Origin of the sequence: Nitrosospira briensis (genome assembly GCF_900115125.1) — a bacterium.
Taxonomy (GTDB): domain Bacteria; phylum Pseudomonadota; class Gammaproteobacteria; order Burkholderiales; family Nitrosomonadaceae; genus Nitrosospira; species Nitrosospira briensis_A.
Genome location: NZ_FOVJ01000001.1, coordinates 952,025 through 977,338, shown reverse-complemented (window position 1 = coordinate 977,338; position 25,314 = coordinate 952,025). Strand labels below are relative to the sequence as shown.

General features: G+C 53.3%; 23 protein-coding genes. 11 read left to right on the top strand and 12 right to left on the bottom strand.

Annotated features, from left to right (window positions below; all coding sequences use genetic code 11):
• Positions 1 to 79 precede the first annotated feature (79 nt).
• Together BMZ14_RS04370 and BMZ14_RS04365 are read left to right on the top strand one after the other, a co-directional pair.
• Positions 80 to 514, top strand: coding sequence for an SRPBCC family protein (locus BMZ14_RS04370; protein WP_074795030.1), 435 nt, complete (start codon positions 80 to 82; stop codon positions 512 to 514).
• Positions 515 to 684: 170 nt separating this feature from the next.
• Positions 685 to 2,088, top strand: a complete 1,404-nt coding sequence (locus tag BMZ14_RS04365) for an adhesin (RefSeq protein ID WP_074795029.1) — start codon at positions 685 to 687, stop codon at positions 2,086 to 2,088.
• A 90-nt stretch (positions 2,089 to 2,178) separates the two neighbouring features.
• On the opposite strand, the gene BMZ14_RS04360 is transcribed toward BMZ14_RS04365, so the two are convergent.
• The 3 genes from BMZ14_RS04360 to BMZ14_RS04350 all read right to left on the bottom strand — a co-directional run bounded on the left by BMZ14_RS04360 (position 2,179) and on the right by BMZ14_RS04350 (position 5,808).
• Positions 2,179 to 2,634, bottom strand: a complete 456-nt coding sequence (locus tag BMZ14_RS04360) for a ferritin-like domain-containing protein (RefSeq protein ID WP_074795027.1) — start codon at positions 2,632 to 2,634, stop codon at positions 2,179 to 2,181.
• A 185-nt stretch (positions 2,635 to 2,819) separates the two neighbouring features.
• Positions 2,820 to 5,171 (bottom strand): S8 family peptidase, encoded by a 2,352-nt coding sequence (locus tag BMZ14_RS04355; protein WP_074795025.1) that lies wholly within the window; start codon positions 5,169 to 5,171, stop codon positions 2,820 to 2,822.
• A 328-nt stretch (positions 5,172 to 5,499) separates the two neighbouring features.
• Positions 5,500 to 5,808: a hypothetical protein gene (locus BMZ14_RS04350; protein ID WP_074795023.1), complete on the bottom strand. Its 309-nt coding sequence runs from the start codon at positions 5,806 to 5,808 to the stop codon at positions 5,500 to 5,502.
• Positions 5,809 to 6,001: 193 nt separating this feature from the next.
• Between BMZ14_RS04350 and BMZ14_RS04345 the strand changes: the two genes are divergently transcribed.
• Together BMZ14_RS04345 and BMZ14_RS04340 are read left to right on the top strand one after the other, a co-directional pair.
• Positions 6,002 to 7,018 (top strand): zinc-dependent alcohol dehydrogenase family protein, encoded by a 1,017-nt coding sequence (locus BMZ14_RS04345; RefSeq protein WP_074795021.1) that lies wholly within the window; start codon positions 6,002 to 6,004, stop codon positions 7,016 to 7,018.
• A gap of 20 nt (positions 7,019 to 7,038) precedes the next feature.
• Positions 7,039 to 8,322: an NAD(P)/FAD-dependent oxidoreductase gene (locus BMZ14_RS04340; RefSeq protein ID WP_074795569.1), complete on the top strand. Its 1,284-nt coding sequence runs from the start codon at positions 7,039 to 7,041 to the stop codon at positions 8,320 to 8,322.
• Positions 8,323 to 8,388: 66 nt separating this feature from the next.
• Here BMZ14_RS04340 and BMZ14_RS04335 read toward each other — a convergent pair whose 3' ends face one another.
• Positions 8,389 to 8,943, bottom strand: coding sequence for an NADPH-dependent FMN reductase (locus BMZ14_RS04335; RefSeq protein WP_074795019.1), 555 nt, complete (start codon positions 8,941 to 8,943; stop codon positions 8,389 to 8,391).
• A 227-nt stretch (positions 8,944 to 9,170) separates the two neighbouring features.
• Here BMZ14_RS04335 and BMZ14_RS04330 point away from each other — a divergent pair, with 227 nt between their 5' ends.
• The 3 genes from BMZ14_RS04330 to BMZ14_RS04320 all read left to right on the top strand — a co-directional run bounded on the left by BMZ14_RS04330 (position 9,171) and on the right by BMZ14_RS04320 (position 11,300).
• A complete protein-coding gene (locus tag BMZ14_RS04330; RefSeq protein ID WP_074795017.1) occupies positions 9,171 to 9,767 on the top strand; it encodes a polysaccharide deacetylase family protein in 597 nt (198 codons plus the stop codon).
• A complete protein-coding gene (locus BMZ14_RS04325) occupies positions 9,767 to 10,249 on the top strand; it encodes a hypothetical protein (RefSeq protein WP_074795015.1) in 483 nt (160 codons plus the stop codon). Before BMZ14_RS04330 ends, BMZ14_RS04325 begins: the two co-directional genes overlap by 1 nt.
• A gap of 448 nt (positions 10,250 to 10,697) precedes the next feature.
• Complete coding sequence (locus BMZ14_RS04320) at positions 10,698 to 11,300, top strand: hypothetical protein (RefSeq protein ID WP_083396621.1); 603 nt, start codon at positions 10,698 to 10,700, stop codon at positions 11,298 to 11,300.
• A gap of 170 nt (positions 11,301 to 11,470) precedes the next feature.
• Here the strand turns inward: BMZ14_RS04320 and BMZ14_RS04315 are convergent, their stop codons facing one another.
• Complete coding sequence (locus tag BMZ14_RS04315; protein ID WP_074795011.1) at positions 11,471 to 11,959, bottom strand: hypothetical protein; 489 nt, start codon at positions 11,957 to 11,959, stop codon at positions 11,471 to 11,473.
• A gap of 4 nt (positions 11,960 to 11,963) precedes the next feature.
• Complete coding sequence (locus BMZ14_RS04310) at positions 11,964 to 12,179, bottom strand: hypothetical protein (protein WP_074795009.1); 216 nt, start codon at positions 12,177 to 12,179, stop codon at positions 11,964 to 11,966.
• 168 nt (positions 12,180 to 12,347) lie between these two features.
• On the opposite strand from BMZ14_RS04310, the gene BMZ14_RS04305 reads away from it, so the two are divergent.
• Together BMZ14_RS04305 and BMZ14_RS04300 are read left to right on the top strand one after the other, a co-directional pair.
• Positions 12,348 to 13,202, top strand: coding sequence for a PGAP1-like alpha/beta domain-containing protein (locus BMZ14_RS04305; protein ID WP_074795007.1), 855 nt, complete (start codon positions 12,348 to 12,350; stop codon positions 13,200 to 13,202).
• Complete coding sequence (locus tag BMZ14_RS04300) at positions 13,117 to 17,433, top strand: caspase family protein (protein ID WP_083396620.1); 4,317 nt, start codon at positions 13,117 to 13,119, stop codon at positions 17,431 to 17,433. The genes BMZ14_RS04305 and BMZ14_RS04300 overlap by 86 nt, the downstream gene beginning before the upstream one ends.
• A gap of 170 nt (positions 17,434 to 17,603) precedes the next feature.
• Here the strand turns inward: BMZ14_RS04300 and BMZ14_RS04295 are convergent, their stop codons facing one another.
• From BMZ14_RS04295 to BMZ14_RS04285, 3 genes are all read right to left on the bottom strand, one after another.
• The gene (locus BMZ14_RS04295) at positions 17,604 to 18,392 is read right to left on the bottom strand and encodes a hypothetical protein (protein ID WP_074795003.1); all 789 of its coding nucleotides are present in this window, start codon (positions 18,390 to 18,392) and stop codon (positions 17,604 to 17,606) included.
• A gap of 67 nt (positions 18,393 to 18,459) precedes the next feature.
• A complete protein-coding gene (locus BMZ14_RS04290) occupies positions 18,460 to 18,798 on the bottom strand; it encodes a hypothetical protein (RefSeq protein ID WP_074795001.1) in 339 nt (112 codons plus the stop codon).
• A 59-nt stretch (positions 18,799 to 18,857) separates the two neighbouring features.
• Positions 18,858 to 22,031, bottom strand: a complete 3,174-nt coding sequence (locus BMZ14_RS04285) for a hypothetical protein (RefSeq protein ID WP_074794999.1) — start codon at positions 22,029 to 22,031, stop codon at positions 18,858 to 18,860.
• Positions 22,032 to 22,408: 377 nt separating this feature from the next.
• Between BMZ14_RS04285 and BMZ14_RS15390 the strand changes: the two genes are divergently transcribed.
• A complete protein-coding gene (locus BMZ14_RS15390) occupies positions 22,409 to 22,540 on the top strand; it encodes a hypothetical protein (RefSeq protein ID WP_256208371.1) in 132 nt (43 codons plus the stop codon).
• 680 nt (positions 22,541 to 23,220) lie between these two features.
• Positions 23,221 to 23,346, top strand: a complete 126-nt coding sequence (locus BMZ14_RS15385) for a hypothetical protein (RefSeq protein ID WP_256208369.1) — start codon at positions 23,221 to 23,223, stop codon at positions 23,344 to 23,346.
• Positions 23,347 to 23,404: 58 nt separating this feature from the next.
• Here the strand turns inward: BMZ14_RS15385 and BMZ14_RS04280 are convergent, their stop codons facing one another.
• The 3 genes from BMZ14_RS04280 to BMZ14_RS04270 all read right to left on the bottom strand — a co-directional run bounded on the left by BMZ14_RS04280 (position 23,405) and on the right by BMZ14_RS04270 (position 25,233).
• Positions 23,405 to 23,734, bottom strand: coding sequence for a DUF190 domain-containing protein (locus tag BMZ14_RS04280; protein WP_074794997.1), 330 nt, complete (start codon positions 23,732 to 23,734; stop codon positions 23,405 to 23,407).
• 68 nt (positions 23,735 to 23,802) lie between these two features.
• Positions 23,803 to 24,189, bottom strand: coding sequence for a fluoride efflux transporter CrcB (crcB, locus tag BMZ14_RS04275; RefSeq protein ID WP_074794995.1), 387 nt, complete (start codon positions 24,187 to 24,189; stop codon positions 23,803 to 23,805).
• A gap of 21 nt (positions 24,190 to 24,210) precedes the next feature.
• Entirely contained in the window at positions 24,211 to 25,233 is a 1,023-nt protein-coding gene (locus tag BMZ14_RS04270) for a class I fructose-bisphosphate aldolase (RefSeq protein ID WP_074794993.1), read from the bottom strand.
• Positions 25,234 to 25,314 lie beyond the last annotated feature (81 nt).

The following is a 25,314-nucleotide window of genomic DNA, read 5'->3' as shown; positions in this document are numbered from 1 at the left end:
AATATGGTCTGCGGCAAGGAGAAATGTGGCAACCTGTTCCTCGCGATTACCATGACGTTACATACTTCAGGGGGGTGTAATGCTGAAAGTCTACAATTCGATTATTGTTCCCGCGCCGATAGAGCAAGTGTGGTCGAGGATATGCGATTTCCATGACTTCTCGTGGGCGCCGTCCCTGATTACCTCATGCGAGAAGGTGGGGGAGGGAGATGGATTTACGGCAGGTGCAAAGCGGCTATTGAATGGCGTGTTCCTGGATACCTTGATCGCCCACAGCTCCACGGAGAAGCGAATGATGTATTCCCTGAATGAAGGACCGTCTCCAGTCTCATCGAAGGAGATTCGCAATTACACGGGAGACTTGCATCTGCTGCCGGTGACAGTCAATGACACGACGTTCGCGGAATGGTCGGGATCGTGGGAGTCCGACACAGCCGATGCGGTCGAGTACATGAACTCCATATATCGTTCCCTCCTCGGGGATCTCGCGGCAGAGTTCGGCGGGAGACGTTGAGCGTCTTTGACATCACTGATGATCAGCGGGGATAACCGGATCACGAACCCTTATCTTGTAAATCGCGGGGCTGAGATATGGCTGCCTGTGCACCGGGGTGATCTTTTCAATATTGTCGCGCTATAGTTTGATATGATAACGCGTCATTTAATATGGAACGGATCACCTGAATGAAATTCAATCGGAAGAAAAGAAATGCCGCATGGCGATGCGTGGTACCAGCGGCACTGGCCCTGAGCATTGCTGCATGTGGCGACGGAAGCGCGCCCTCATCAACCGGTAATGGTGGCAGCAGCGGCGGTGGCGGCAAGTCGGAAACAGGCCCGACCACCGGGAGATTGCTGGATACCGCAGTAGGCGGCGTCGCCTACACGGCATCTTCCGGCGCCACAGGCAACACGGATGAGAAGGGGATCTATAAATACAGTCACGGGGATACGGTCGAATTCAAGCTCGGCAGCCTGGTTATCGGAAAAGTAAAGGGCGCAGCTATCATAACGCCCATCGAACTGGCTGGAGACAGCGCCAACAAGTTACAAAACCTGCTTATCCTCTTCCAGTCGCTGGATGTGGATGGCAATCCGGATAACGGGATTTCCATCCCGGCCGCTGCCGCGGCGGCGATAACCGCCTCAATCAATCTCGATGGCGATCCTGCCGCATTTGCAGCATCTGCCGAATTGCAGAAGGCAAGAGAAGCCGGCGGCGTTGCCGGTGCGGTGAAAACCGCGGAACAGGCCAGGGACCACTTCCTTTCCCAGGGAATAAGCCTGCTCAGTACCAATATCTGGGTTAGACACGATGATACATCCGCTTCCATTATCCGCTTTACCGCCGACGGTACCGGTGAGTATCTGGAAGGGGAAGCTACGCCGGATGACTCCTGCGATGCCAACCGGGTATGCGGCGGCAACCTTGTCAGCAAGGCCGGTGTGGAATACGGTGCGGCGCGGGTATCCGAATTTGATACTAGAGGGTTCAGGTTTGCCGGCAAGCCGGTAGTCGACACCAATCTTCACGCCGGGTTATCGCACCCCCGGCCCACATGGCGAATCCGTAGCGATGGCGTCGATCTGATTACCTCGGATATTGTGACGGTGCCAAGGGAAAGAAAACAAGCCAGCCTCTTTGGCGAACTCTTTCATATTGCCGGCACGCTGGAGATCAGTTCTTCGAAGGAGCCAATCAAGACGGAGGTCAAGGAAATCCGTTTTTCCAAGATGGAGAACGATCCCAAAGGCATTGTCGGAGCCTGGGCGACGGATACCGCAGCCATCAAGGTGCCGACCTATTTTTTCTTTTCCAATGGAAAATACATGCTGGTTGATCCCATCGGCGATCCCGAGCGCGAGGGCCATATCAGCTGCGGTGATCCGGGTGTCGAATTCGCGTCATACAGCCATGATGCCGGCAGCGGCGCTTTCAATATCAAATCATTTACATATGATACCAACGGTTGCGCGGGTTTTTCCGGAAACGAACCGAGTTCGTTCAAGCTGAGTGCCGACGGTAATACCGCAAAACTGGAAGCGAAGGATGGCGCCCCATTGACATTGCATCGGGTCTCGAAATAAGAAACGGTTTAACAAAGCGGTTCGTAGAAGGACGCGGCAGCATACCGGGATCACCGTGCTGACAGTCTCTGCTGTCCTTCTGCATAACCCTCAGGCTACGCGATGCCTGGCTGTATCACGCAGCTGGCGTACGCGGTCGTGGTTTCTTTTCACGCCCTCATATTGCAGGTCGAGAAGCGCGCGCAGATCGCCCGGCATTTCCTCCCTGAGCGCATTCTCATAAGCCGCTACTGCGGCGGCTTCCCCGCGTTCGCATTCTTCAAGCACGGCAAGATTGTCCCGGTCTGTTATCGCCGTCTTGAGGTCCACCCAGGCGCGATGCAACGTTCCCGTTACGGTGCCGCTGGTATCGGGATCACCTCCATACCGTCTTACCTCTGTGCTCAGCTTGTTTACCGCCTCTTCACAACTTTGTGCACGGTTGCGAAAATACAGCTTCAGCTCGGCATCATCCGCATCCTCCGCGCAAGTTCTGAAACCTTCCGCTCCGTCGCGAGAGATCTCGATCAGACCGTTCAGCATGCTTGCAATCCGTTCATTGTCCATATTATTTCTCCTGGAATAAGGTCTGTGATCAATTCAATTCTTGAAACAAACAGAATACGAAAGCTGATCCTTTTGGTCTGTACGTTGAACCACATTCCCTCGATGAGATGAAGAACGGGCGTGGGCTCGTAACGCTTGCTTCAACCGAAAATGAGAAGTTTTGAAACCCGGCCTTGCTTGAATCGTCACATTGGTTGTCGCGAAGGTACAAGCCTCCAGGTGATCCGTCCCACTTCCTCCCCTTCATAAACCTGGCGGGCAAAAAGCTCGAACTCATGCTGCCGCATTGCGTCCGGTATTTTTACAAGTAGCCGTAACGGGATTCGCGCTTTGGCGGGAAAGGCGATTTCCGGGAAGCTTCTGGGTCCGCAGGGGTGGATGGAAATGTAGACGACTCGTGGGCAGTCCGATTTGGCATAGGGTGCAAACGGCATGGAACGGGGACGCACCCGAAGCCGTTCAGCAAATTCCGCAGGTAATTCAAGTATGATCTCGGCGCCGGCGGGGAGCCGGGGCACGATCTCAAGCCGCATTCGCCTCGCCTTGTCGGGCGCGCCGGCTGCGATGAATGGCAGGGCCACATAACCAGGCGGCTCGGCGCGTGGAGGTGGCACATTGTTTATCACGTTGAAGTTGCGCCAGGTCACATTGTTATTGTTGCGGATGAACGTGGTGAAGTTGTCCCAATCCAGGAAATCCGCTGGTGTGGGACCAGGGTCCCGAGGCGTGTTTAGGATGCCGACAAAACAATAATGTCCAGGTGCGGGAATGGCTGCGGATGGCCAGGTAATGCCACTGGAGACGGTAAGCAGATCGCCCGTGGGCACGTTTGGCAAAGTCGTTGATCCAAGCAGAGTCCAGAGATCAGGCGTAACGAGTGTTGAGGGCGGCGCCCAGTAGACGGCGGCGCTCACGTCGCCGGCAACTGAACCGCCCCGGTTGCGCACGCGAACGTAGACGAAGTTGTCCTGCCCGGCCTCCGCCTCATAACCCAAACTCATATCGTTCTCCGTGCCGCTGCCTGCGCCGAAGGCGGCCTGAGGATCAGGCACCGTCATTTGCCGCAAAATGATGTCGGGGCTTGATGAGATGGCACCCAGGTGGGGATCACCGTTGTCACCGGCGAAATCCCGCAGATAAATATCAGGCGCCAGGTTGAGCACGGGTCCGTCGATAATCGCGCGCAGGTTGGGCATGACACCGATACGATCCACCGCCGGGTTTTGGGACGGCGTTCCATTTACGGGATCGGAAAGAATCATGCGTATTTGCCATGGCGCAAGCCTGTCCCCGGAAGCCGCCTCTACCAGGCCCTGTACCGCCAGCACCGTGCCGGTGACGATGGGTGAGGCGCTGGAGGTGCCATTGAAACCCGTCGTATAGAGATTGGTGGCGGTATTCGTGTCGTCGGAGGACAGCGTATCCACGTTTTCGCCCCATCCATAGCAGTCGATACGACTGCCGTGGCACGAGAAGCCGAGCCGCGCGTGGGGCGCCGTTGAGCTGGCCGCGCCGACGATAATTGCGCCGGAATCCATGAAATCCATGCTCGCTCGATTGAATATCTGTTGGCCGCCAGGATTGACGACGGTATCCAGGTCGACGCCGCCATTGCCGCCCGCCTCGACCACCACGATGCCGAGCGAAGTCGCAAGACGGATCACATCGAAAACGGCCGGTTCGATCTCGACGGGAACCAGGTTATAGCCGAACAGATTGGTTTGCGCTTCGAGCAGCAGCACATCTCCGAATTCCATGACCGCAATCGCATCGAGTATCGGTTGCGCGGTGCTGTATCCGCCTCCGGGCAGATGCTGACCTACGCATCGGATGGAAGCCAGCGCGGGCGTGATGCCGACGCAGCCAACAGCATTGTCCACGGCCGCGATTTCTCCCAGCACAGCGCTGCCGTGATAGTAGTAGGAGTGGTTCAGGCCGGAGATCAATGTAATGCCGTGCGCAGCAAGATCTTCATGATTGAATGTCCATCCCCACTCCATATCCACGAGTGCCTGTCCTGCACCGTCGCCCCCGGGAAAGTTCCAGGCATACTCGGCGTCGATGCCATCCGGCGCGGGGTCGAGATAGCCCTGGTTGGTGCTGCGAGGGTCATCGGCGGCATTGACGAACGGGGGCTCGACCGGTGGCGGCTCGACATAAGCCGTGGTAACCGATTCCCATTCAGACAACGCTTTTGCGAGTGCCTCCGCATCCATGCCGGGTGGCAGAGTGACGGCAAAATAAGCACCGAGGTTGGTGGCACGGAACGAGGAATCCAGCGTACGGGCCCGTTCCGTCAGCACCGCAAACTGCTCGGGCCTGGATGACAGCAGAGGTTCCAGCGTGATGCCTTGAAATTGCGCCGTCAACGCATTCCAGGGACCGACACCCATCGACTCCATCGCGCGGGCTGGGTCCTCCCGGGGCAACTGGACATGATCCTTGAATTTGACAATTACCCGGCGCCGATATCCCGGGACAATCTGTGCTTGTTCCATGCCCGGCGGAGTGGAATCCTCGCTTTCGTTAATGGCCATGGTTTTCCCTCGGAATTTAAAAACGGCTATTTAATGAATAGCATGTATCCGGGAAAATTCAAGCCGGGCCTGGTGTTTCAGGCGAACATGCGATTCTGGGTGGATGTGCTGAAGGTGAGTAATTTAGTATCGGCTGGGGGGACGCAAGGTTGAGTCAATTTCGGAATGGGCCACCGTGCAGCCACTGCGCCTGCCCTCTTGCCCCTTGCTGCCATGTCCACCGAACCGATCAGAACGGATAGAGAATTTGCCGCGGTCCGGCATTCCAAAGACAGTAGAAATTTATTTTCAGGTGTGTTGCAGAAGGCCGAGTAATCAGTCCCGGACTTCAGTGACGCAACCAGTAACTGACGCCGTTGAAATCGACGGGGCTGAACCGCGCATTTCCTCTGGATGGCTCTTCCATCGCCTTGTATTCTTCCATATAACTGTCGCGAACCAGTTCCGAGCCGGGTTCATATGTCGAAGCCGACGCAACTGCCTCGACGTTTTCCACAAATACTTTCAACGCCTTTAGCTCCTCTGAATATTCGTCGGAGCACCGGTAATTCAATTCCTGTTCCAGCCACTTGATGCGGGCGAATAAATCTTTCGAATTAATTGTATTGGCCATATTGGTAATTGGTCTGGAATCCATGAATTATTTCCTTACTCATTGAAAAAAATGGGGCGCATCATTTATTAATCGTATAGGTGGGAATCTCTTTAGTCCGCGAGGGGATCATACTTCCGATAGAGTGTTAATATTTATCGCGTCCTGATCAAGTATATACACTAAAAATTCTTCCGGCCCACCGGCGCGCGACGTACATTTTGAAAGAGAGGAAATCATGACCATAAAGGCAATCTATGTACAGCCCGGCGGCGGCTTTGAGCGCGTAACCCTGGGCACATGCGATTCATCCACGCCAAAAACGGGCGAGATTACGGTCAGGGTCCGCGCGAGTTCCCTTAATTACCATGATTATGCGGTAGTCAGCGGAATGTGGGCGCCGGCGGTTCCTCGTATCCCCATGTCGGACGGTGCGGGGGAGGTGATTGCCGTAGGTGAGGGAGTCAATGAATTTGCGATAGGTGATCATGTCGTCAGCACCTTCTTGCCAGGCTGGCTGGAAGGCGAGCCCGAGGTTGACGACATGGGCACCGTTCCAGGCGATGGCATCGATGGCTTCGCGCGTCAGCAGGTAACAATGCCCGCGACGGCGTTTACCCGAGCCCCGAAGGGTTACAGCCATGCGGAAGCGGCTACGCTTACCTGTGCGGGAGTGACAGCGTGGCGGGCGCTGATGGTGGACGGCGCATTGAAGCCAGGCGAGACGGTGCTGGTTCAGGGGACCGGTGGAGTATCGGTATTCGCTTTGCAATTTGCCAAGATAGCGGGTGCGACGGTCATCGCCACGTCCTCCAGCGACGAGAAGCTTGCCCGGCTCGAAACGCTGGGTGCGGATCATCTCATCAATTATCGCAAGCATGACAACTGGGGCGATCTGGTGCGCGGATTGACGGCGGGACGGGGTGTGGATCATGTCATTGAAGTGGGAGGACCGGCCACGCTGGCACAATCCATGGTGGCCGCTCGCATCGGCGGACATATCGCGGTAGTCGGCATCCTTTCCGGCACCACGGGAACGTTGCCATTGCTCTCTATGTTGACGCGGCAGTTGCGCCTTCAGGGCCTGGTCGTTGGCAGCCGCCGCCATCAAATCGAAATGATCCGGGCGATAGATGCTACCGGCCTGCGGCCGATAATCGACCGCCATTTTCCGCTGGAGGAGATCGTCGATGCTTTTCGCTATCAGGAAACCAATCGGCATTTCGGCAAGATATGTCTCGACATCGAGCCCTGACAATCGTTTTTTTAACCGATATGAAAAAAGAAATTGTCATAATCGGAGGGGGCTTTGCAGGGCTGAACCTGGTGCGGCATTTGGCCGATGAGGCGGATATGCATGTCACATTGGTCGACCTGAATAATTACAATTTCTTCCCCCCGCTGCTATACCAGCTGGCCACTGGTTTTCTGGATGTATCAAACATCTGCTATCCATTTCGCAAGCTATTCCACGGCAAAAAGAACATAAGCTTTCGTTTGGGTCGCTTGCAGAAAGTCGTTCCTGAAGAAAACAAGGTCATCTTATCCATTGGCGAGCTGTCTTACGATTACCTCGTCCTTGCCATCGGTACCGAAAGCAACTATTTCGGAATGGAAAACATCCGCAAGGGGGCGCTCCCCATGAAAACGGTGGATGACGCAATACGAATGCGGAATTACGTGCTTCAGGAATTGGAAGAGGCCACCATTGCTACGGACAAAGCCGAAAAGAAGAAACTTGCAACCGTTGTGATAGCCGGGGGTGGGCCCACCGGAGTCGAGATTGCAGGGATGCCTGCGGAAATGCGCGACAATATTCTGGAAAAGGATTACCCGGAACTGAGCAGGCGTAACGCCGAGATATACCTCGTCGACGGTGCGCCGGCATTATTAACGTCGATGAGCGAGGAATCGCAAAAATATGCCTATGAAGAGCTGGTGAAAATGGGTGTGGAAGTGCGCTTGAACAAGCAGGTAAAGGATTATATAAACGATACCGTGGTGTTTGCTGATGGGGAAACGATTCAAACCCGGTTCCTGCTCTGGACAGCAGGGGTGACCGGAAAACCACTGGATGGCTTTCCACCCGGGAGTTACGGACGGGGCAAGCGATTACTTGTGGATCAACATAACAGTGTGAAGGGAACAAACAATATTTATGCGGTTGGCGACGCGTGCCTGATGACGGCCGACAGGAATTTTCCCGAGGGACATCCGCAGCTTGCACAGGTAGCGCTTCAGCAGGGTGAGAACCTGGCTAAAAACATCAGGGCTTCATTTCATGATAAACCGATGAAGCCGTTTGCCTATCGCGATATGGGCTCCATGGCCATTATCGGAAGAAGTAAAGCGGTGGCCGACCTTCCCAAACCCAAAATGCACTTTAACGGTTATATCGCGTGGGCGACGTGGTTATTCGTGCATCTTTTTTCCTTGATCACCTATCGTAACAGAATAAAGACCATTTACAACTGGGCCGTGGCTTACTTCACGAAGGATCAGTCTTTAAGGATGATTATCAGGCCGGAAGTAAATGCAGTACAAAACAGGAAGCCGTAAGCCTGCCGGTTGCCCAAATCGCATAAAGTAAAAAATTATTCACTTCTTCCACGAGCAGCCACTTTGTCAGTCAGTGTGCCTTTTCACCCATACGACATAATGGTCCATCCAGTTCTGCAGGAATTTCCTGCTGTCTTCATTGCCGATGTTCCCGGCCTCATCGAACAGTTCCTCTTTAACGTGTATGAAAGCTTCCGGTTGGCCTAGCGTCGGCACATCCAGGTAGGCAAGCGAGTTGCGTAGGTGTTGCTGGGCAATGGCCGTGCCAATGGAGCCGATGGAAGCGCCGATCACGCCGCCGGGTTTGCCCGCCCAGGCGTTCTGGCCATAAGGACGAGAGGCGTGATCGAGTGCATTCTTGAGTACGCCAGGCATTGATCGATTGTATTCGGGTGTAACGAACAGAAGACCCTGCGCCTCCGCGATTTCACCCTTCAGCCGCTTGACAGGCTCGGCCGGGTTGTCATCGTCGTCCTGATTGTAGAGCGGGAGGTCGCCGATTTGCGATTGCTTGAAGGAAAACTCCGGCGGGGCCAACTTCATGATCGCATTCGCCAGTTTTTGGTTAAACGAGTCACGGCGAAGGCTGCCGACCACTACGGCAATTTGAAACTTGCTCATATCAGATTTCCTTATTAAAAAATTCTGGTTGAAGGTTAACATCTCGCGTGGGCGCACTGCCGACGACCATTTCCGCCAGAACGCAACCAAACTTGACTACCGGCGGGTGTTGGTCTAATAGTTAAATAGAGGCCGCCTTCTACTCATATAGTAGCAAAAAGATGAGGCTTTATCCGCGGCGAGTAGAGGTTTACCTGTAATCGCTCAAACTATGGGGGGAATGGGAAATGCTTGGCGACGGAAAATCAGTAGTCCTGTCGTTTGACGATGGACCGGCGCCCCTTGCCGCGCTCGAGAGCATCCTCCAAACGCTGGAGGAGAATGAGATCAAGGCAGAGTTTTATGTTGTTGGAGAGGAGGTAAGGCGATATCCAGGCGCGGCAAGCATGATTGTTGCCCAAGGGCATGATATCCAGAACCATTCATGGAGCCATGCGAATCTGGCAACGGAAACAAAGCCGAACGTGCGGTGGGAGCTGGAACAAACCCAGGACATTATCCGTGAATCGACTGGCGTAACGCCGACCAAAATCCGTCCTCCGTACGGTTCGGGAGGTTTCCGGGGCAACCTCGATCCCGAGTTGGTAGAGGTGGCGGAGCAATTGTCGCTGACCATCGTGACATGGGATATCGACACCGAGGATTGGAAGGCGCCCCAGGGTTTGGGCCCTAGGAAGATAAGCAACATCGAAAGCCAGTTTGCGCAACAACCGCGCAGGCAGTTATTCAACGTCCTCATGCATGTACAAGCCGGGACCGCCAGGGATTTGCCTTCCTTCATCTCCCAACTGAGGGAATGGGGATTCGCCATCGCAGAACCGTGATGAATCGCGGTAGCGAGCATGGCGGGTATTCCTTGGTCATGCCGCACACCCTCGGGTTGTTGGTGACGATGCTGTTATGCCCGGCAATTGCTTTCGCGCAGGAGGACCAGGAATACGATTGCAAGCCGGACATCAAGTATGAGTGCACGGCCGATCAGTGCGAAAAGATTACCAGTGATTTTCAGCACGCGGAGTCGTTCGCATACAGCACGAAAACCGGCGTGGTCTCGGCATGCCTGTGGACGAATTGCTATGCGGGCAAAGCGACGGTATTCGAGGACGCAGCCTCCGGCAGCCTTACGGTAATAGGTAGATTGGTTCCTTCGGCTCATCCTGGAAATAAACCGATACTCGTATCCTTGACAATGGAGGCGAGCGGTAACCATGATGCGCGCAACTTTACTGCCATATGGGGCTATCGAGGCGACAGCTTGACCTTCGACATGGGCAAGTGCGCAGTCAGAAACTCAGGGCACAGGTAGCCATGCTCTGTCGTACATGCCACACCGCGGCTGTGGACGCCCTCATTTGCCGCTAAGTCCAGCCCGCGCAGCCAGGCAGGTATTGCATTCCAATGCCGCAGGGTCAGCAAGGATAGCTGGTCGCTGGAATTCATTCGTCAATTCCGTCACTTCACCATACCGTTTAACGTGATTCTGCTTATTTGAGCGATAAAGCAGCGAAATCCGGCACCAGCAATACCTGCTGATGAGTTCTGCCTTGCTGACCGGTTTTTCTTGAAATCGACTGGAAGAAAAACTGCGGGATAGATAAATGTCATAAGTCTGAAAGGTTTATTTGTTACTTGCGTTCGTTTCTTCAATACGTTGCGAACTCCGATCACACATGCGAAACTTCGCGACTTCACACCTCTGCTGTTTATTAGCAAGACATGCCGGTTTTATGGGAGCGTTAATTTATGGAGAATATATGAATCGATTCATTTCGGCCGTAATTGTCTTGCTGGGTCTCACAGGCTATGCCTCTGCCAATGAAAAACCAATAAGCGAATATATGCGGGATGGTGGGGCAGCCCAGGAACGAGGAGACTGGGATGAAGCGCGACGCATTTATGCTCTCGCATTCAGCGAGGGAAATCTTGCCCAGGCCGATCCCCGCTTCAAAGCTGTTCTCCACTACGAATATGGCCGTTCTCTTGGCGTGACGTGCTCCTTCGAAGAAGCGGAACGCCAGCTCAATCTCGCCAATGACCTCGACAAGCATACTGGCGGGGTTTTCTATCTTTCCCTGACCGAATTGGCACGACTGAACCTGGAACAACGAAAGTTCGCTGACGCTGTGGCTTATCTCGAGCGCGTCATGGCGGAACTGGATCCCGTGATCACCGCAAGGAGAGTCCCCATATTTTATGCTAATGTTTTAGAGGATTATGCTTTGGCTCTTTCCGGGACCGGACGCGAAAAAGATGCCGAGGCAGCGGCGAAACGAGCTGTGGAAGTCAGGGGAGGCACACCGAAAGGGCATTTCGTCTTGGATCGAACACCCTACGGCAAGCACTGCGCTAAATCCTGATTCTTTACTACCGTTAGAGTGTCCGTCAAGTCAGATTTTGCCCCTGGTGGCAGCTCATTTCGGCTCTAGTCGTATACCGTCAGCTCAACGGCTTCATCACGAATGCGGATGGGTTAACAAGAGAAACAGAGGGAGGTGAATCAGGCCTTTTCGATTCGCTGAAGACGAAGCTATTGCTTTTTCACGCTTTGCGTGGGAAAGATTGCCTGAGTCATGGTGTAAATTACTGCCCCTAGCTGAACAGTTGTCGCGCCGAGTAAGGTCATGATGACCTTATTATCAATGATGCGATGATCCTGAGTGATAATCCTCGAGGCCAACTGAGAATAATCCGACCAGAAGCCGGTACCTAACGCAATCATGACAAAAATATTGGACCCGATGAACAACCAGACGATTTTGGAAGCAAACTGCTTTCGTATTTCGAGATCGCCCAGCGCAATCTGGTCTGATGTGGAAAACTTCTCAATTTCCTTGTTTAAACCGACCGCGACCGCGGATTTATTTGTTTGAGTTGAAGCTGACCCAACCAGCTCGATTTCGTCGTTTAAGCTGAACTGTTGAACTTCGTCTGCTGATCCGGGCGCTTCGCTTTCGGCTGCCAAATCAGACTTCTTCTCTTTTCTGGCTCCGCCATCCTTTATCTCCGGTTCAATCATTCCGCTACTCGATTAGAGAGATCTTTACCTGCTTGTCATCGGGTGATTGAAGCGTAATGGTATGATCGTCACGATTGCTGTTGCGTGCAGCAATACGAGAAAGGGCAATGGCTTTGCGGATGACGTCCGCATTGGTTTTCACGCCAAAGACTTCCTTGAGATCTTCGATTGCTTTGGCTGTGCCTGCATCGAGTTCGAAACTCTGGTTAGGCTGGGCCATGATATACCTCCTGAAGTATGGAGCACCAGATATGGAGTCCGACACAAGATACTATACTGTATAGATGCCAGTTTTTCCACAATTCGTCGTTTTAGATTCCGGGGGTTTCCTCTTCTACAAATTGATATTTATTATTGCATCTTTATATAACGAAAAGCGAATTCAGGAATGGGGCGTATTGTCATAGTACATGGTATCGGACAGCAATTTAAAGGCTCGCATACTCTTCACGAAGCGTTTTTGCCAGCGCTGCGTGACGGCCTCGATCGCGTCGGGGTGGATTTTTCCAAGCCCGAAGATTTGGTATGTGCTTTCTACGGCGATCTGTTTCGCAAAAAGAGCACAAAGAGCCTTATGCATCCTCCATATGAGGCTGTGGATGTTAGTGAAGGATTAGAGCAGGACTTATTAGCGTTATGGTGGCAGGAAGCCGCACAATCTGAGTCCCAGGTCCCCGGACCCTACTCGCAGACCAAATCACGCGCGCCCAATACCATTCAGCGCGCACTCAACGCGCTCAGTAAATCAAAGTTTTTCACTGAAGTAGCGGAGCGCGCGATGATCGGCGATCTCAAACAAGTGCGTAGCTACCTTGAAGATCAAAGTGTTCGCGAGCAAATTCAAGAACGCATTGTCAATGTAATGCAATCCGACTCTAAGGTCCTCATCGGCCACTCGCTAGGCAGCATTGTCGCCTATGAGGCATTGTGCGCACACCCGGAATGGTCCATTCAAACATTTATTACGTTGGGATCGCCACTCGGCATCCGTAATCTCATCTTTGATCGCTTGCGGCCATCGCCAGCGGAAGGTATGGGTATTTGGCCGGGCAATACTCAACAATGGATTAATATCGCCGACGGTGGCGATATAGTGGCGCTTGAAAAAGAATTACGTTCCAGGTTTGGCAATAGGGTCCATGATGAGCTAATCTATAATGGTGCAACCGCCCACGACATCAGGCCCTACCTCACTGCCCAAGAAACGGGACGTGCCATTGCGGCAGCAATCGGCGAACGATAGCTTAAAAAATGAAACGGCATATCTCATTGCGGCCGGCACATCGCACTATTCTTACATTGAAGATGCCGACCTGGCGTCAGTAAATGATGACATTAATTTAATCGTCGACTGTTTAACGAGTAACGCGCTCGGTTATACGAGGGTGTTGCCTGAACTGGGCACGGACCCTACCTCAACTGGGCTAAAGGAAGCGCTTGGCGCATGGTTTGGTGAGCCAAGGCGAACCCCGGCGGATAGGGTAGTGGTTTACTACTCTGGCCACGGCGAAACGCATCAGGATAGGCATTATTTACTAACCTCTGATTCCAGGTTAAATCGGCTAGCCTCCACCGCGTTCCCAGCGGAAGAACTCGTTCGAATTATTCTCGATTCCCCGGTCCAGCAGGTCATGATCATATTGGATACCTGTTATGCAGGTCAGGGGATTATTGACCTGACTTCACTAGCGGGTAAGGTAACATGTTCCCGCGCTTGGCAAGCTGAAATACCTTTCGGCTTCGTTTTTATCTCAGCTGCTCGTGCTAAAGATGAAGCTTCACAGGGCGCCTTCGCAAACGCCTTCACAGAAGCCATTCGTAACCCCAAGGGACAATTTGGCGGCAGAACTCAAGAGTATCTCGAAGCTCCATCGTTGATTAAATACGTGAACGAGATATTTGATCAGCGCCATCCTCATCAGAGCGCGGTCTGGAGTGTGGCCCCACCACTAAGAGAATTTCCGCGCTTCCTTCCCAACCCGCGCTACGATTCATCTACTCCCGAAGGTATTGATATTGAATCTCAACGGCAGCGCGACCTAATTGATCATTGGGTTCCGCGCGCACGTGGTGCAGAAGTCTATGGGGAGGTTTCATATTTCACCGGTCGTGAAGCAGCTTTGCGGGAGTTGGTGCAGTGGCTTAAAGCTACGCAATCTGGCGGTAAAGCCCATGTTGTGACCGGCGGACCTGGTACAGGTAAATCAGCGCTTCTCGCCCGCCTTGTAACGCTTTCTGATCCGCAATATCGCGAACCCATGGAAAACATGGGTGCTCTTAAAGCTGTTCCAGAAGATACCGTTCCTCCTCAAGGCGTTGTTGATATTGCAGTCCATGCGCGCCAGAAGTCGCTGGATGAAGTGGTCAGGATTATTGCGGCAGCCACGGGACTGAAGACAAACCGGGTAGATGAACTAGTTGAAGTCCTGGCAAAGCGTAATAAGCGCTGTACCATCGTCATTGACGCCCTGGATGAGGCAAAAGAGCGTGATGAGATAGCCGAACGATTATTAAGAAGACTTACTGGATTTCCGCATCTTTGGCTCCTGATCGGGACGCGGCCTGATACCCGGCCAGACCATCCTGGGCGCTGTGTTCAAAAACTAGGGGGCAGAACGATTGAGATCAACCTGAATGATGAAAAATATCTGGGCAGGGAGGACATCGCCCGTTATGTGATGCAACGGCTTTTAGCAGTGGATGAACCAGCCCGCGCTACGCCGTATCGTAATCGACCACAACTTGCACGCAGGGTTGCTGAGATCGTAGCCGCAAAAGCAGGAAAAGTGTTTCTGATAGCGCGGATCGTTGTGTCGACCCTGACTGAGAGCGATGAGCCGGTTGATACCGACCGTTACAAATTTCCTGATGAGGTAGGCGAGGCCTTTTGGGTGGACCTTGAACGCTTCAATTCACGGAAGGATATTGATCTCGACCGCAAGAAAGTGATGGCCTTACTGCGACCGCTCGCATATGCCGAAGGTGAAGGCATCCCGTGGGAAAATCTTTGGTTACCTCTCGCTAACGCGATTGCCGGACGGGGGCAGTCAGCGTCGGGAGCCTATGACAACGACGATATCGGTTTGCTACTCGATCATGTTGGCGCTTACGTCGTCGAGGCTCGGGAAGGCGGCATCTCAGTTTACCGTTTGTATCACGAAGCGCTGGCTGAATATCTACGGGATGAGAAACGTTCAAAGGAAATTCAGACTTGCATCGTTAACACACTTGTTGGTCTGGTACCAATGAATTCCTGCAACGAGAGCAGGGATTGGGTGAGCGCGCCAGCATATACCCGAAATTACCTATCCACACATGCAGCGGCAGCGAGCAAGCTAAGTGGATTGATAGATCTTCCTCTTTACCTCGTAGCGGCCGAGCCAAATCGGCTGCTACGAGCGATACAGCTAACCCATGAGCAATTGCCTGACGCGCCAACACGCGTATATCAAACAGGTTTTCATTACATGAGCACTAGTGCTGCTGCTGAACGTGCCTCCTATCTTGAGATGACAGCGCGGCAACTTACGGAAAATATTTTCGCAGATGGGTTTGCGCAATTGCGGCTCGGCCAGACATGGAGGGTCGTGTGGGCTCGGTGGCAGCACAGCGTGGCTCATCGTGTCCTAAAAGGGAATAGAGGTGAAGTACATGCGATTGTTACCGCTACTTACAATGGCCGACCGGTAATCATCTCCGGTGGTCAAGATAATACCATCCGAGTCTGGGATTTGGCTGCGGGCACGCTCGTGGGCGAGCCATTGAGGGGTCACTTAGGTGATGTGTTTGCCGTGACTGTGAGCGTACTCGATGGCCGACCAGTAATCATTTCTGGCGGTTGGGATAGGACCGTGAGAGTGTGGGATTTAGCCCTGGGCATTCCCCTGCGCGAATTGTGGGGCCATCGGGGCAGCGTGCTTGCTATAGCCGCAGGTACGCTCAATGGTCGATCTGTAATCGTTTCTGGCAGTGAGGATAAAACCATACAGCTATGGGATTTGGCTGCTGGCACACCTATCGGGGAGCCATTGGAGGGTCATGATGGCAGCGTATATGCCCTTGCCATAGGTATGCTCAATGGTCGGTCAATGATCGTTTCTGGCGGTGAGGATAAAACCGTACGCCTGTGGGATTTGGCTGATGGCACGTCCGTTGGTAAGCCATTAGAGGGTCATGAAGGCCGTGTGGATGCTGTAGCTGTGGCTATCCTCAATGGCAGTCCTGTAGCGATATCTGGCAGCGCGGATAAAACTGTGCGTCTATGGGATTTGGTTGAGGGCGCGCCGCTCGGAGAGCCATTAAAGGCTCAAAGCGGCGTGAATGCCATAACCGTGGGCACACTCGATGGCCGACCAGTGATCATCACCGGCGAGGGGGATAAAACCGTAAGGGTATGGGATTTAGCAGCGGGCGTACCCGTCGGCGAGCCACTAGAGGGTCATCAAGGCAGCGTAGAGGCCGTGGCCGTAAGTACACTGAATGACAGGCCGATGATCGTCTCTGGTAGTTGGGATAATACGGTGCGGATATGGGATTTGGCGGTGGAAACACCCATCGGTGAACGATCGAGGCATCATCAAAATATCGAGAATATCGTGAATACCGTAGCTGTGGGTACGCTCGATCGCCGATCAGTTGCTATCACAGGTGATTGGGATGGTATTGTGAGGGTGTGGGATTTGGGAGCGGGCACTCCCATCGGTGACCCATTTGAGAGTGATCAACGTTGCGTTACCCTAGCGGCGGGCACGCTCAATGGTCGGCTGGTAATTGTTTCTGGTGGTTGGGATAGCATGCAGGTATGGGATGTGGCGGGGGGCAAACCCTTGAGCCAGACATTTGGGGGTTATCACGGCGGCGTGAATGCTGTGACTGTGAGTCTGCTTGATGGTCGATCGGTAATCGTTTCTGGCGGAGAGGATAGCACCGTGCAGGTATGGGATTTGGGTGCGGGCACCCCCTTGGGTGATCCATTGCGGGGCCATGGAGGCAGCGTGTATGCGGTGACCGTGGGTGTACTTGATGGTCGATCGGTAATCGTTTCTGCCGGAGAGGATAGCGCCGTGCGGGTATGGGATTTAGCTGCGGGCGCACCCTTGGGCAAACCATTGTTGGGCCATAGGGGCAGCGTGTATGCCTTGACTGTTAGTACGCTTGATGGTCGGCCGGTGATTGTCTCAGGCGGCGGGGATAAAACCATTCGTATATGGGACTTGGCCTCCGGGGCACCCCTCGGCCAGCCATTGAAGGGTCATATAGGTGCCGTGACTGCCATTGTTGTGGTTAAGCTGGGTGATCGGCGGGTAATTGTTTCCGGTGGAAGGGATAACACTGTGCGGGTATGGGATGGTAGAGTTACAACTGTTATTGACTGCGGTTCAGTGGTAACAGATATTGAAGTTGGGCCTAATGCTAGCCTTGTTGTAGCCACTTGGAGTGGAATTATGATGTGCAGGTATTTGTTTAACATTTAACACCACTTTATTGGTAGGAGCATGAAATTGCACACAATAAAGCGTAGTCTAATCCATCAAAATTTCGGCCTCGTGCGCGACAAGATAAGAGGCTGATGAGATCCCGGACAAGCTTAATGGCGGGATGCTCTTAATTCAGTAACTCTAAAGCCAATAGAAATATAAAAAGACTACCGTTCTCCCGCCGCCTTCTTGCCCAGATACGCGGCCTGCCTAAGACCGAATATGGAAAGCAGCGTTGCATCGACATCCGGCATCGTAACGACCCGGCGGAACTCGATCTGCTCCATGAACTCGACAGCGGATATCGCGTAAATAATCACCGCGAGGATCGTGATTGCCACCATCTGGAAATCTCCCAAATCGGTTTTATCGGCATCGTCGGTTATTAGATTGATTGCTCTCGGTTGGGGAGCCGGAGCTTTCATATCGGGTTTACCTTCGGCCTTGCCTGTTGTGATCGCCTTTGCTGCGGTAAACGCGAGCACGCTGATGCCGGAAAGAATAAGCAGATTCTGCGGAATATCCACCTCGCCGATATAGTTCCAGCCAGCTGCGGCGATGCGATGAGATACGATGGCGACATACGCGCTGATAACGAGCGAGAACCAGAGAACCGTCTGGAATTTGGGACTGCTGTAGCGGTTGTCCTCCCCCAGAAATAGTTCTGTCGGATGGCCCCTGATGAAAACGAAAGCGATAATCAAAAGTAATATCAGTGCGCCCAAAAGCGAAGACCAGCGTGCAGCCCGGCTCACCGGCTTGCCCTGCCATTCCAGAGATTTCAAGTGGTTGATTCCATCCACTGCGTCGATGCCACCATCGCGAATGTAAGTTGCATTTATCCCGTCCCCAAGGCGCATTGCGGACACAAGCGGCTGGAATTGCGCAGATGCCTGGAGCGGTACGTTAACCTCGTTCTCCGGTTTGTCGGGCTGCCGAGTTCGAACTATAGCCATGACATAACGGCGGCTATTTTCTTGATTGTTCCGACAATGGTCTTACCGATGCCCCGGGTTTCGTGGACTATATTACCGTTGGGCCAGGCTCGTAAGATAGCCAAACCAGATCGCCGCGCCTTGGCTGAACCATTGAGAGCTTTTTTCCGGGAAGAAATTGCCGTACCTGCCCGCTCACTGATTTCACCTCCAGGGGTTCCACCTGGACAACAATACCCTCGAAGCTTGCTGATAAAGTATCGGAAGTTGAGCGGGATGCTATATTTTTACTTTGCGGCTGATGCGGGGGCTGCGGTTGCGAACTCGCATTCCCGTTAACGCTGCCTTGCGGAGGCGGTTCCTGTGCAAGGATGGGTGGCGCAAGCAGAAGAAACGCAAGTGTAAACAAGAGTTTTCTATTATTCATGTTAATCGATTCCGGAACAAACAGGAATATCCAGATTCTTGTGCAGCGCGTTACAGTCGTCAGAAACTCGTTGCCAGATACTCGAGCAAGAGCACAATGCCATATGCGCCGGATGGCAAAGCTATCGCGGCGCCGAATACCGGATGCTGAGTAAAGGGAAGAAAGGCGCCTCTACGGTTGTTTTTGATCGCGGCGATTACCCACTCGATCTGCCGCTTCTCTTTTCGCTCATCCGGTGTTTGGTCAGACAATCCGATAAGCCTGGCTTCAAGGCGTTCGATGGCTCGCCATTTGGCTGTTTCGGCCGACCGTCGTAATAACATGCTATTCAGGAAAATAAGTATCGCGCTGAGCGTAAAGATAATGACGAGCGCAGTCGAAAAATCCCAGTTATCGAGGTAGGTGTGGCGCGCAACGCCTAGCAACAGCATGATAATGAAAGGAAAGTAAATAAACTTACCGAGGAGGGCAGTGCGTTCCGCAATCAATTCGATGCCCAGCCATTCATCCAGGTTCTTCTCGCTAACGCCTCGCTCCTTGGCTATTTTTAGCCGGGTGCCGTCGGACCACAAAACTTTCCCCATGCCAATGCAGTCAACCCATTTCAGGCAAATTCTGGTGGCATCGATCACGTAGAATATCAGGACGAGCATCGCAACCGAACTGAACACCGTGCTCACATAATTGATTTTTGCGCAGGCCTCGCCCCGGCAAGGTATATAGGGAAAACCGAACAGTTCCAGCAACAGCCAAGCGACAGCGAAAGCAATGGCAACCTGTGGCACAATCCGCGCTGCGACCATTCTGATTTCGCTATGCATTGCGCTTCTCCACCATAGAAGCGCAGCGTCAATCTGGCCGCCAGCTTGCGGATGCCACCTGTGCAGTCCTACACAGCAGTCAAGGAACCTGGCGGAAAATATCAGAGGGATGGGATCGAGTCTATCCGCGAGCTTATCCTTGTCTTCGAATCCGAAGGCACGCGCCAGGGCTTTTTCGTTATCCTTCAACTTTTGCCAGGAATACCGGAGAAATACAAGGGTCATGGCAATAGCGAACAGGCGAATTACCACCGTTGGCCACGCACTGATTCCTTCATTCAACACAAAGGGCTCGTTTTCTGCGACATTCGGTATCGTCCATCTGATCCACAGCACCAGGCCGTAACAGATTGTTCCAATAACGATGGCCATTCCGAACAGTTTCCAGGCCAGTTTGGTAAAGACATTTGCCGCCACGCTACTGGTCAGCATAGCGGCCAGGATGAGAGAGATGACCGTGATGAACTCTAGGCCCGCCCGCTTCAGGCTCTGCCATGGGTCGGAATTTAGATCGGGCCGCGGTGGATGAATGCTTGAATAATCCCCGGACGCGGAGTTCGCACCGGGACTGATGTCAAAAGCGCCGTGCCTCCCGACTTCATACAATCGTGGGTCCGTGTTCCTGGAGAATTTTTTATCGGCATCTTCTCCCATCCTCAGCTGGAAATAATCCGCGCGGCCGGGCGATCTGAAGTGATCCAGAGCCCACAACGAGGCGTAAAACAACGAGGTCTGGTAACTATCCCGGAACGGCGGAATAGGAGTTTGAAGATCCTGTTGAAGTTCCAGTCCGAAGTGCGACGCAACGATGAGATTGCGCGTCCATTGCCATTGCGAGGGATGGGTCAGCCTGGCATTCAGATCGGTGGTAAAGAAGATCGCGCGTGGAAATATCGGACGCAATGCCTGCAATATTAACAACTTATCATACACATCGCTGCCCAGTACGCCGATTGCCCTGAATTCCTCGCCACGCTGCTCCTGCTCTTGCTTCAGGGACAACGCAAGCCTGCGAACGTAATCTAGCTGACTACGGCCTTCAGGCATCTCGGCCGGCATTTGCCGGGACTGCTGATTTTGGTGCTCCAGCAGGTTTGTTGCCTGAGTTGGCCCTGATTCCATGTCACTTGTCCTGGCTGGCAATTCTCCATCCAATCCCATCAGGTACGAGTATCGGGAAACCCAGTCGGGCCACTCGTCTTCGCGTAGTTTATTGACTTGGGCGGTGATTCCAGGGCTTTTGCCGAGACCGTTATTCTGGACCACAGCGGCAAATATGCGTGGCAAAGAGCGCCCATAAAGGGTGTCCCATTCTGAAATCAGTGCGACCCTATGTTTACAGGTATTGGCTGGACAGTCCTGCAAATCCACCGCACGGCGTTTCAATTCCTCGAAAAGCTGCTCTGCCAGCACGGTGTCAGTCTTGATCGTCCTGGTCAAATCGATTCCTGCGCACTCGAATATTTCCTTGACGGTCCTGCCTGTTTCTTTGACATTGCCAGCCTGATCCAAGTCAGGCGGATCGAGCGAATAATCCAGTAAAAAGGTACCGTCCGCCGTTGCCCAGGGGGAATAGAATTTCGCGTCGTTCAGTTGCCTGAATTGAGGAATACAAGCCCCGGCCTGGATGGCCTGCAGTTCTTTCATCATGGCGCTCAGCCCGGTCGAAAACCGGGGCCCCAGTATGCGATACATTGGTTTTATTTCAGGCGGAGTTTTGATGAACGCTCTATTCAACTCTTCCAGAAGCGCATTCAGGGACTGGAGCGGTTTCTCGCTGAAATCCTGGGCTTTGAGCCATAAAACGAGAACCTGCTTGCCATATGGTTCATCCCGGATTTTTGCCTTCGGGTGAAACAACTCCACGGGAACAAGTACGCTCGATTCATCCCTCTGTTGTCGCGCTGTCTTCTTTCTCTCTTCCTCCCGATCCCACCTGAAAACATGGATGTGGTCCCCTGATTCCGGCACATAGCCCGCCGCGCCCAACGCCGATATGAGGGCATATCGGTCGTTGAGCCTTGATTCGGCGCCGCTGGAATATGGGCTCCCGTCCACAAACACCGGCAGGATACGAACTTCCCGGAAGGTTCCTATGGATTCCTTGATGCGGGTAATGAAATCATTGATGCTTAAATCATTAATAGTTGCCGGTCCGGTTGTTTTACCGGACTCGCTGGACCGCTTTTGCTCATTGATACGATGTGTCGCGACAGCCTCGAATGGGTCTTGCCAAAGGCGCGCCTGCACCTGGTCCTTGTCCAGGGATAGATAGTTCGTCTTTTCCTTGTCGACTGGCCGGGAGGTTTTAAGCGCGAAGTCCTGATAGACGAGCAAGCCTCCTATCATCGTCACCAGGATAGCGAGCCCGGCTAGCGGCAGTCTGGGTTTCTCGTCTTGCTGTTCCGCCATAGGGTTGGCCTTTCGTTCCGGCGGCGCCGTGCCGTGCTTGACCGGTTTCAGGCCGTATGGAGTGGTAGAGTGGCAATTATGTATAGCATAAAAACCCGTAAAAGCTAAGGCGGGTCACCAATGGAAAATCGGCTTCGTAATGACTTCAACTATATGGGGGCGGTAGTCAGGAGAACCTTTCGGTGGATCGCGAGAGTGTACTTCAGTCCAATAGGCAACAAACCCAGAAGGGGTAAGATGCGGCTTGGGTATGGCTAACGGGAGAAATAGCTGACCCGGTTGCAACAAACGCCACTGCCCGGCCAACGATCTTGCGCCGGGCTTTTTTTTCTCGATTTCCTGCCGTTATAGTCATAATGTCATTCAGGAGTAGCAGCGTGCGTGCAAAGATCATTATCGTGGCATTGGTAATCGGCATGGTATGGAGTAATGAGCAAGCGTCGAGTAAAGCGGATGGCGGTGCCTCGGTTCGTATCGCCCTCGCGTCGGGGCAGGGGGAAAAGAAGTAGATTGGCAGGAACGGTAAGCTACTCAATTTTTACTTACAGGCGATTACGTGGCCTTTGATGTCGGTAGCGCGACCAATTAAGCAGGATTGAATTGCCATGCTGAATTTTCAGGTACGATTGCGTTACGTGGCGCTGACTCCCACATTGGGGATTGATCTCGTTGTCATACCCTGCGGAGGGGCGCGGGGTGAACATGACGCGGAAAATATAGCATGAACGGAACGACCTAATCAGGATGGTGCAATGCTGAAACAGTCGGACTCAAATAACGCAGAATTCAATCTGGAGCCCCAGAAAATCCCGGAAACCAGTACGTCAATATATTTGGCGTACCGCTATCGATCTTTCAGAATGTGGACGATTTCCGTCGCCGCACCCCGACATTTTTGATACCCGGGCATAACCCGGTCTACTCAGTTGTACCCCTGCGAAGTGTCAGCTTCGCATCATTACGAAGCTTCCTCGAACCTTACACTATCCAACTACTCCAGAGTAGTACCTTAGTCCAATAGGCAAGCCGCCTCGAAAGGGTAAGATGCAATTGGGGATGGGCTGGCGGCAAGAGCCAACTTCCCCACTGCAGCAAACGCCACGGCCCGGCAGCAGTGACCCTGCGCCGGGCTTTTTTTACGTACACCGCTCAAATTGTAATAATGTTGTTCAACAATGGAAACATGCGCGTGAAAATCATTATCGTGGCACTGGTAATTGGCATGACGTGGAGTGGGGAACGAACATCCACCGCGCCTGAGGGCGATTCCCCCATTCGTTCCACTCTCGCATGGGTGCAAGCCGGAAAAAAGTAAAAGATTTTTTTCATCAGCTTACAACCACGCCAGACCGGCGGGAGTCCGGCATCATTATTTAATCTTGTATTATGAATGGCAAAAATCCGTACTCAACGGGGAATTTGACGTAAAACAGGTCCACGTCTTCTGCCTGCAGCAAATCGAGAAACTGCGCGGCTTCCTCCTCGCTCAGGACGAAGCTCACCTCGACCGGAAGGTCAGCCGAGAGCTCAAGAAAGGTTTCTTCGTGCAACACTCCATGACGCCCGAAACCGGCTATCGCGCGCATGGCCGTGCCACCGTTAAAGCCGAATCTTTTTGCGCGTTCCAGGAGCCACTCGAATAAAAGAATGCCCTTGTGTTCGCGGTATTCGCTTACGTAGAATTTGAGAAAGGTCCCCTGCATGGTCTCCTCCTTTCCGTTTTCGTCCCCCCACTTCAGCTTTCAGGCCAACCTGCCCATGGCCTCCCGTATTATTGCTGCGCCAGCCATTTGATCGTCATTATCCCCAGGACTGTCATTGTCAAGGAACCAGCCAGGTGCGAAAAAACAATAATGCAGGCCCAGCCATATTGCTCCCGTAACAGCAGCGTAACCGTTTCAGCCGAAAAAGTGGAAAAGGTGGTCAACCCGCCAAGAAATCCGGTGATAATGAATAGCCGCGCTTCGGGTGGAAGGACGGTGTTATGATGAAAATATTCAACGGCAATGCCGACGAGATAACCCCCAGCCAGATTGGCTGTCAGCGTGCCCAGCGGAAGGGTGGGAAAGACCGGATTCAAGGCTATGCCAAACCACCAGCGCAACCATGCACCAAGCGCCGCGCCAGCCCCTACTGCCGCTATCGCGTAGACACCCATCAGTTCATCGGTTCTTGCAAGTTATCTGTTTTCCATTGCCCGGCTATATATTCCTTCCCGAGCCAAACCGTTAAGCTGGCAGCGTTTGGAGAATGCGCGCTGCGCTTCGGCCACGTTGCTTTCCTGCCCTTTCCAGGCGGTGAGAACCGGCGCTTGCAGCGCCCGCCCATAAGAGAAACTTAGTTGCCATGGCGGATTGGCATCCATGGCGTTCATGGCGTTCAGATTGTCCGTTGCGTCTTCCGCACTCTGGCCACCGGAAAGAAATACGATACCCGGAACCGCCGCCGGTACATAACGCCGCAAACAACGGACAGAAGCTTGAGCCACTTCCTCTGCACTGGTCCGCTGGGGGCACTTCATCCCTGGAATCACCATATTCGGTTTGAGCAACATGCCTTCGTACAGCACGCCATGCGCGTTAAGCTCCGAGAATACGCTCTCAAGCATTTGCGAGGTAATGACGTTGCACCGCTGGATGTCATGGGCGCCATCCATGAGCACTTCCGGCTCTACGATAGGCACGATATCAGCTTCCTGGCAAAGGGCGGCATAGCGCGCAAGCGCGTGGGCATTTGCGCGGATGGCGTATGCGGATGGCACATTCTGCTCGTCGATCTCGATCACCGCCCGCCACTTTGCGAATTTCGCCCCCAGCTGTTTGTATTCCGCAAGCCGGTCGCGCAAACCGTCCAGGCCCTCGGTGACTTTGTTACCGGGATGCAGTGCCAGCGCCTTTGCGCCTTTATCGACCTTGATGCCGGGTATGATGCCCCGCCCCGACAGCAGGTGTGCGAAAGGAATGCCGTCACGGGAGCTCTGCCGCAATGTCTCATCGAAAAGGATGACGCCGCCAATATAGCGCTCAATACCCTCTGTGGTGAATAGTATTTCACGATATCGACGGCGATTTTCCTCAGTCGACTCAACCCCGATCGGATCAAAGCGTTTCTTGATGGTGGGATTGCTTTCATCCGCCGCCAGAATACCCTTCTGCCTTGCAACAATGGCCTGTGCAACCGACTTGAGTTCATCAATATTCATGGGCTCCTGTCCTCCTGTAAAGGTGAAAATTTAATTACGGGGAGCCGGAGAAGGTGTCCATAGACGATGCTGAATAAGTTG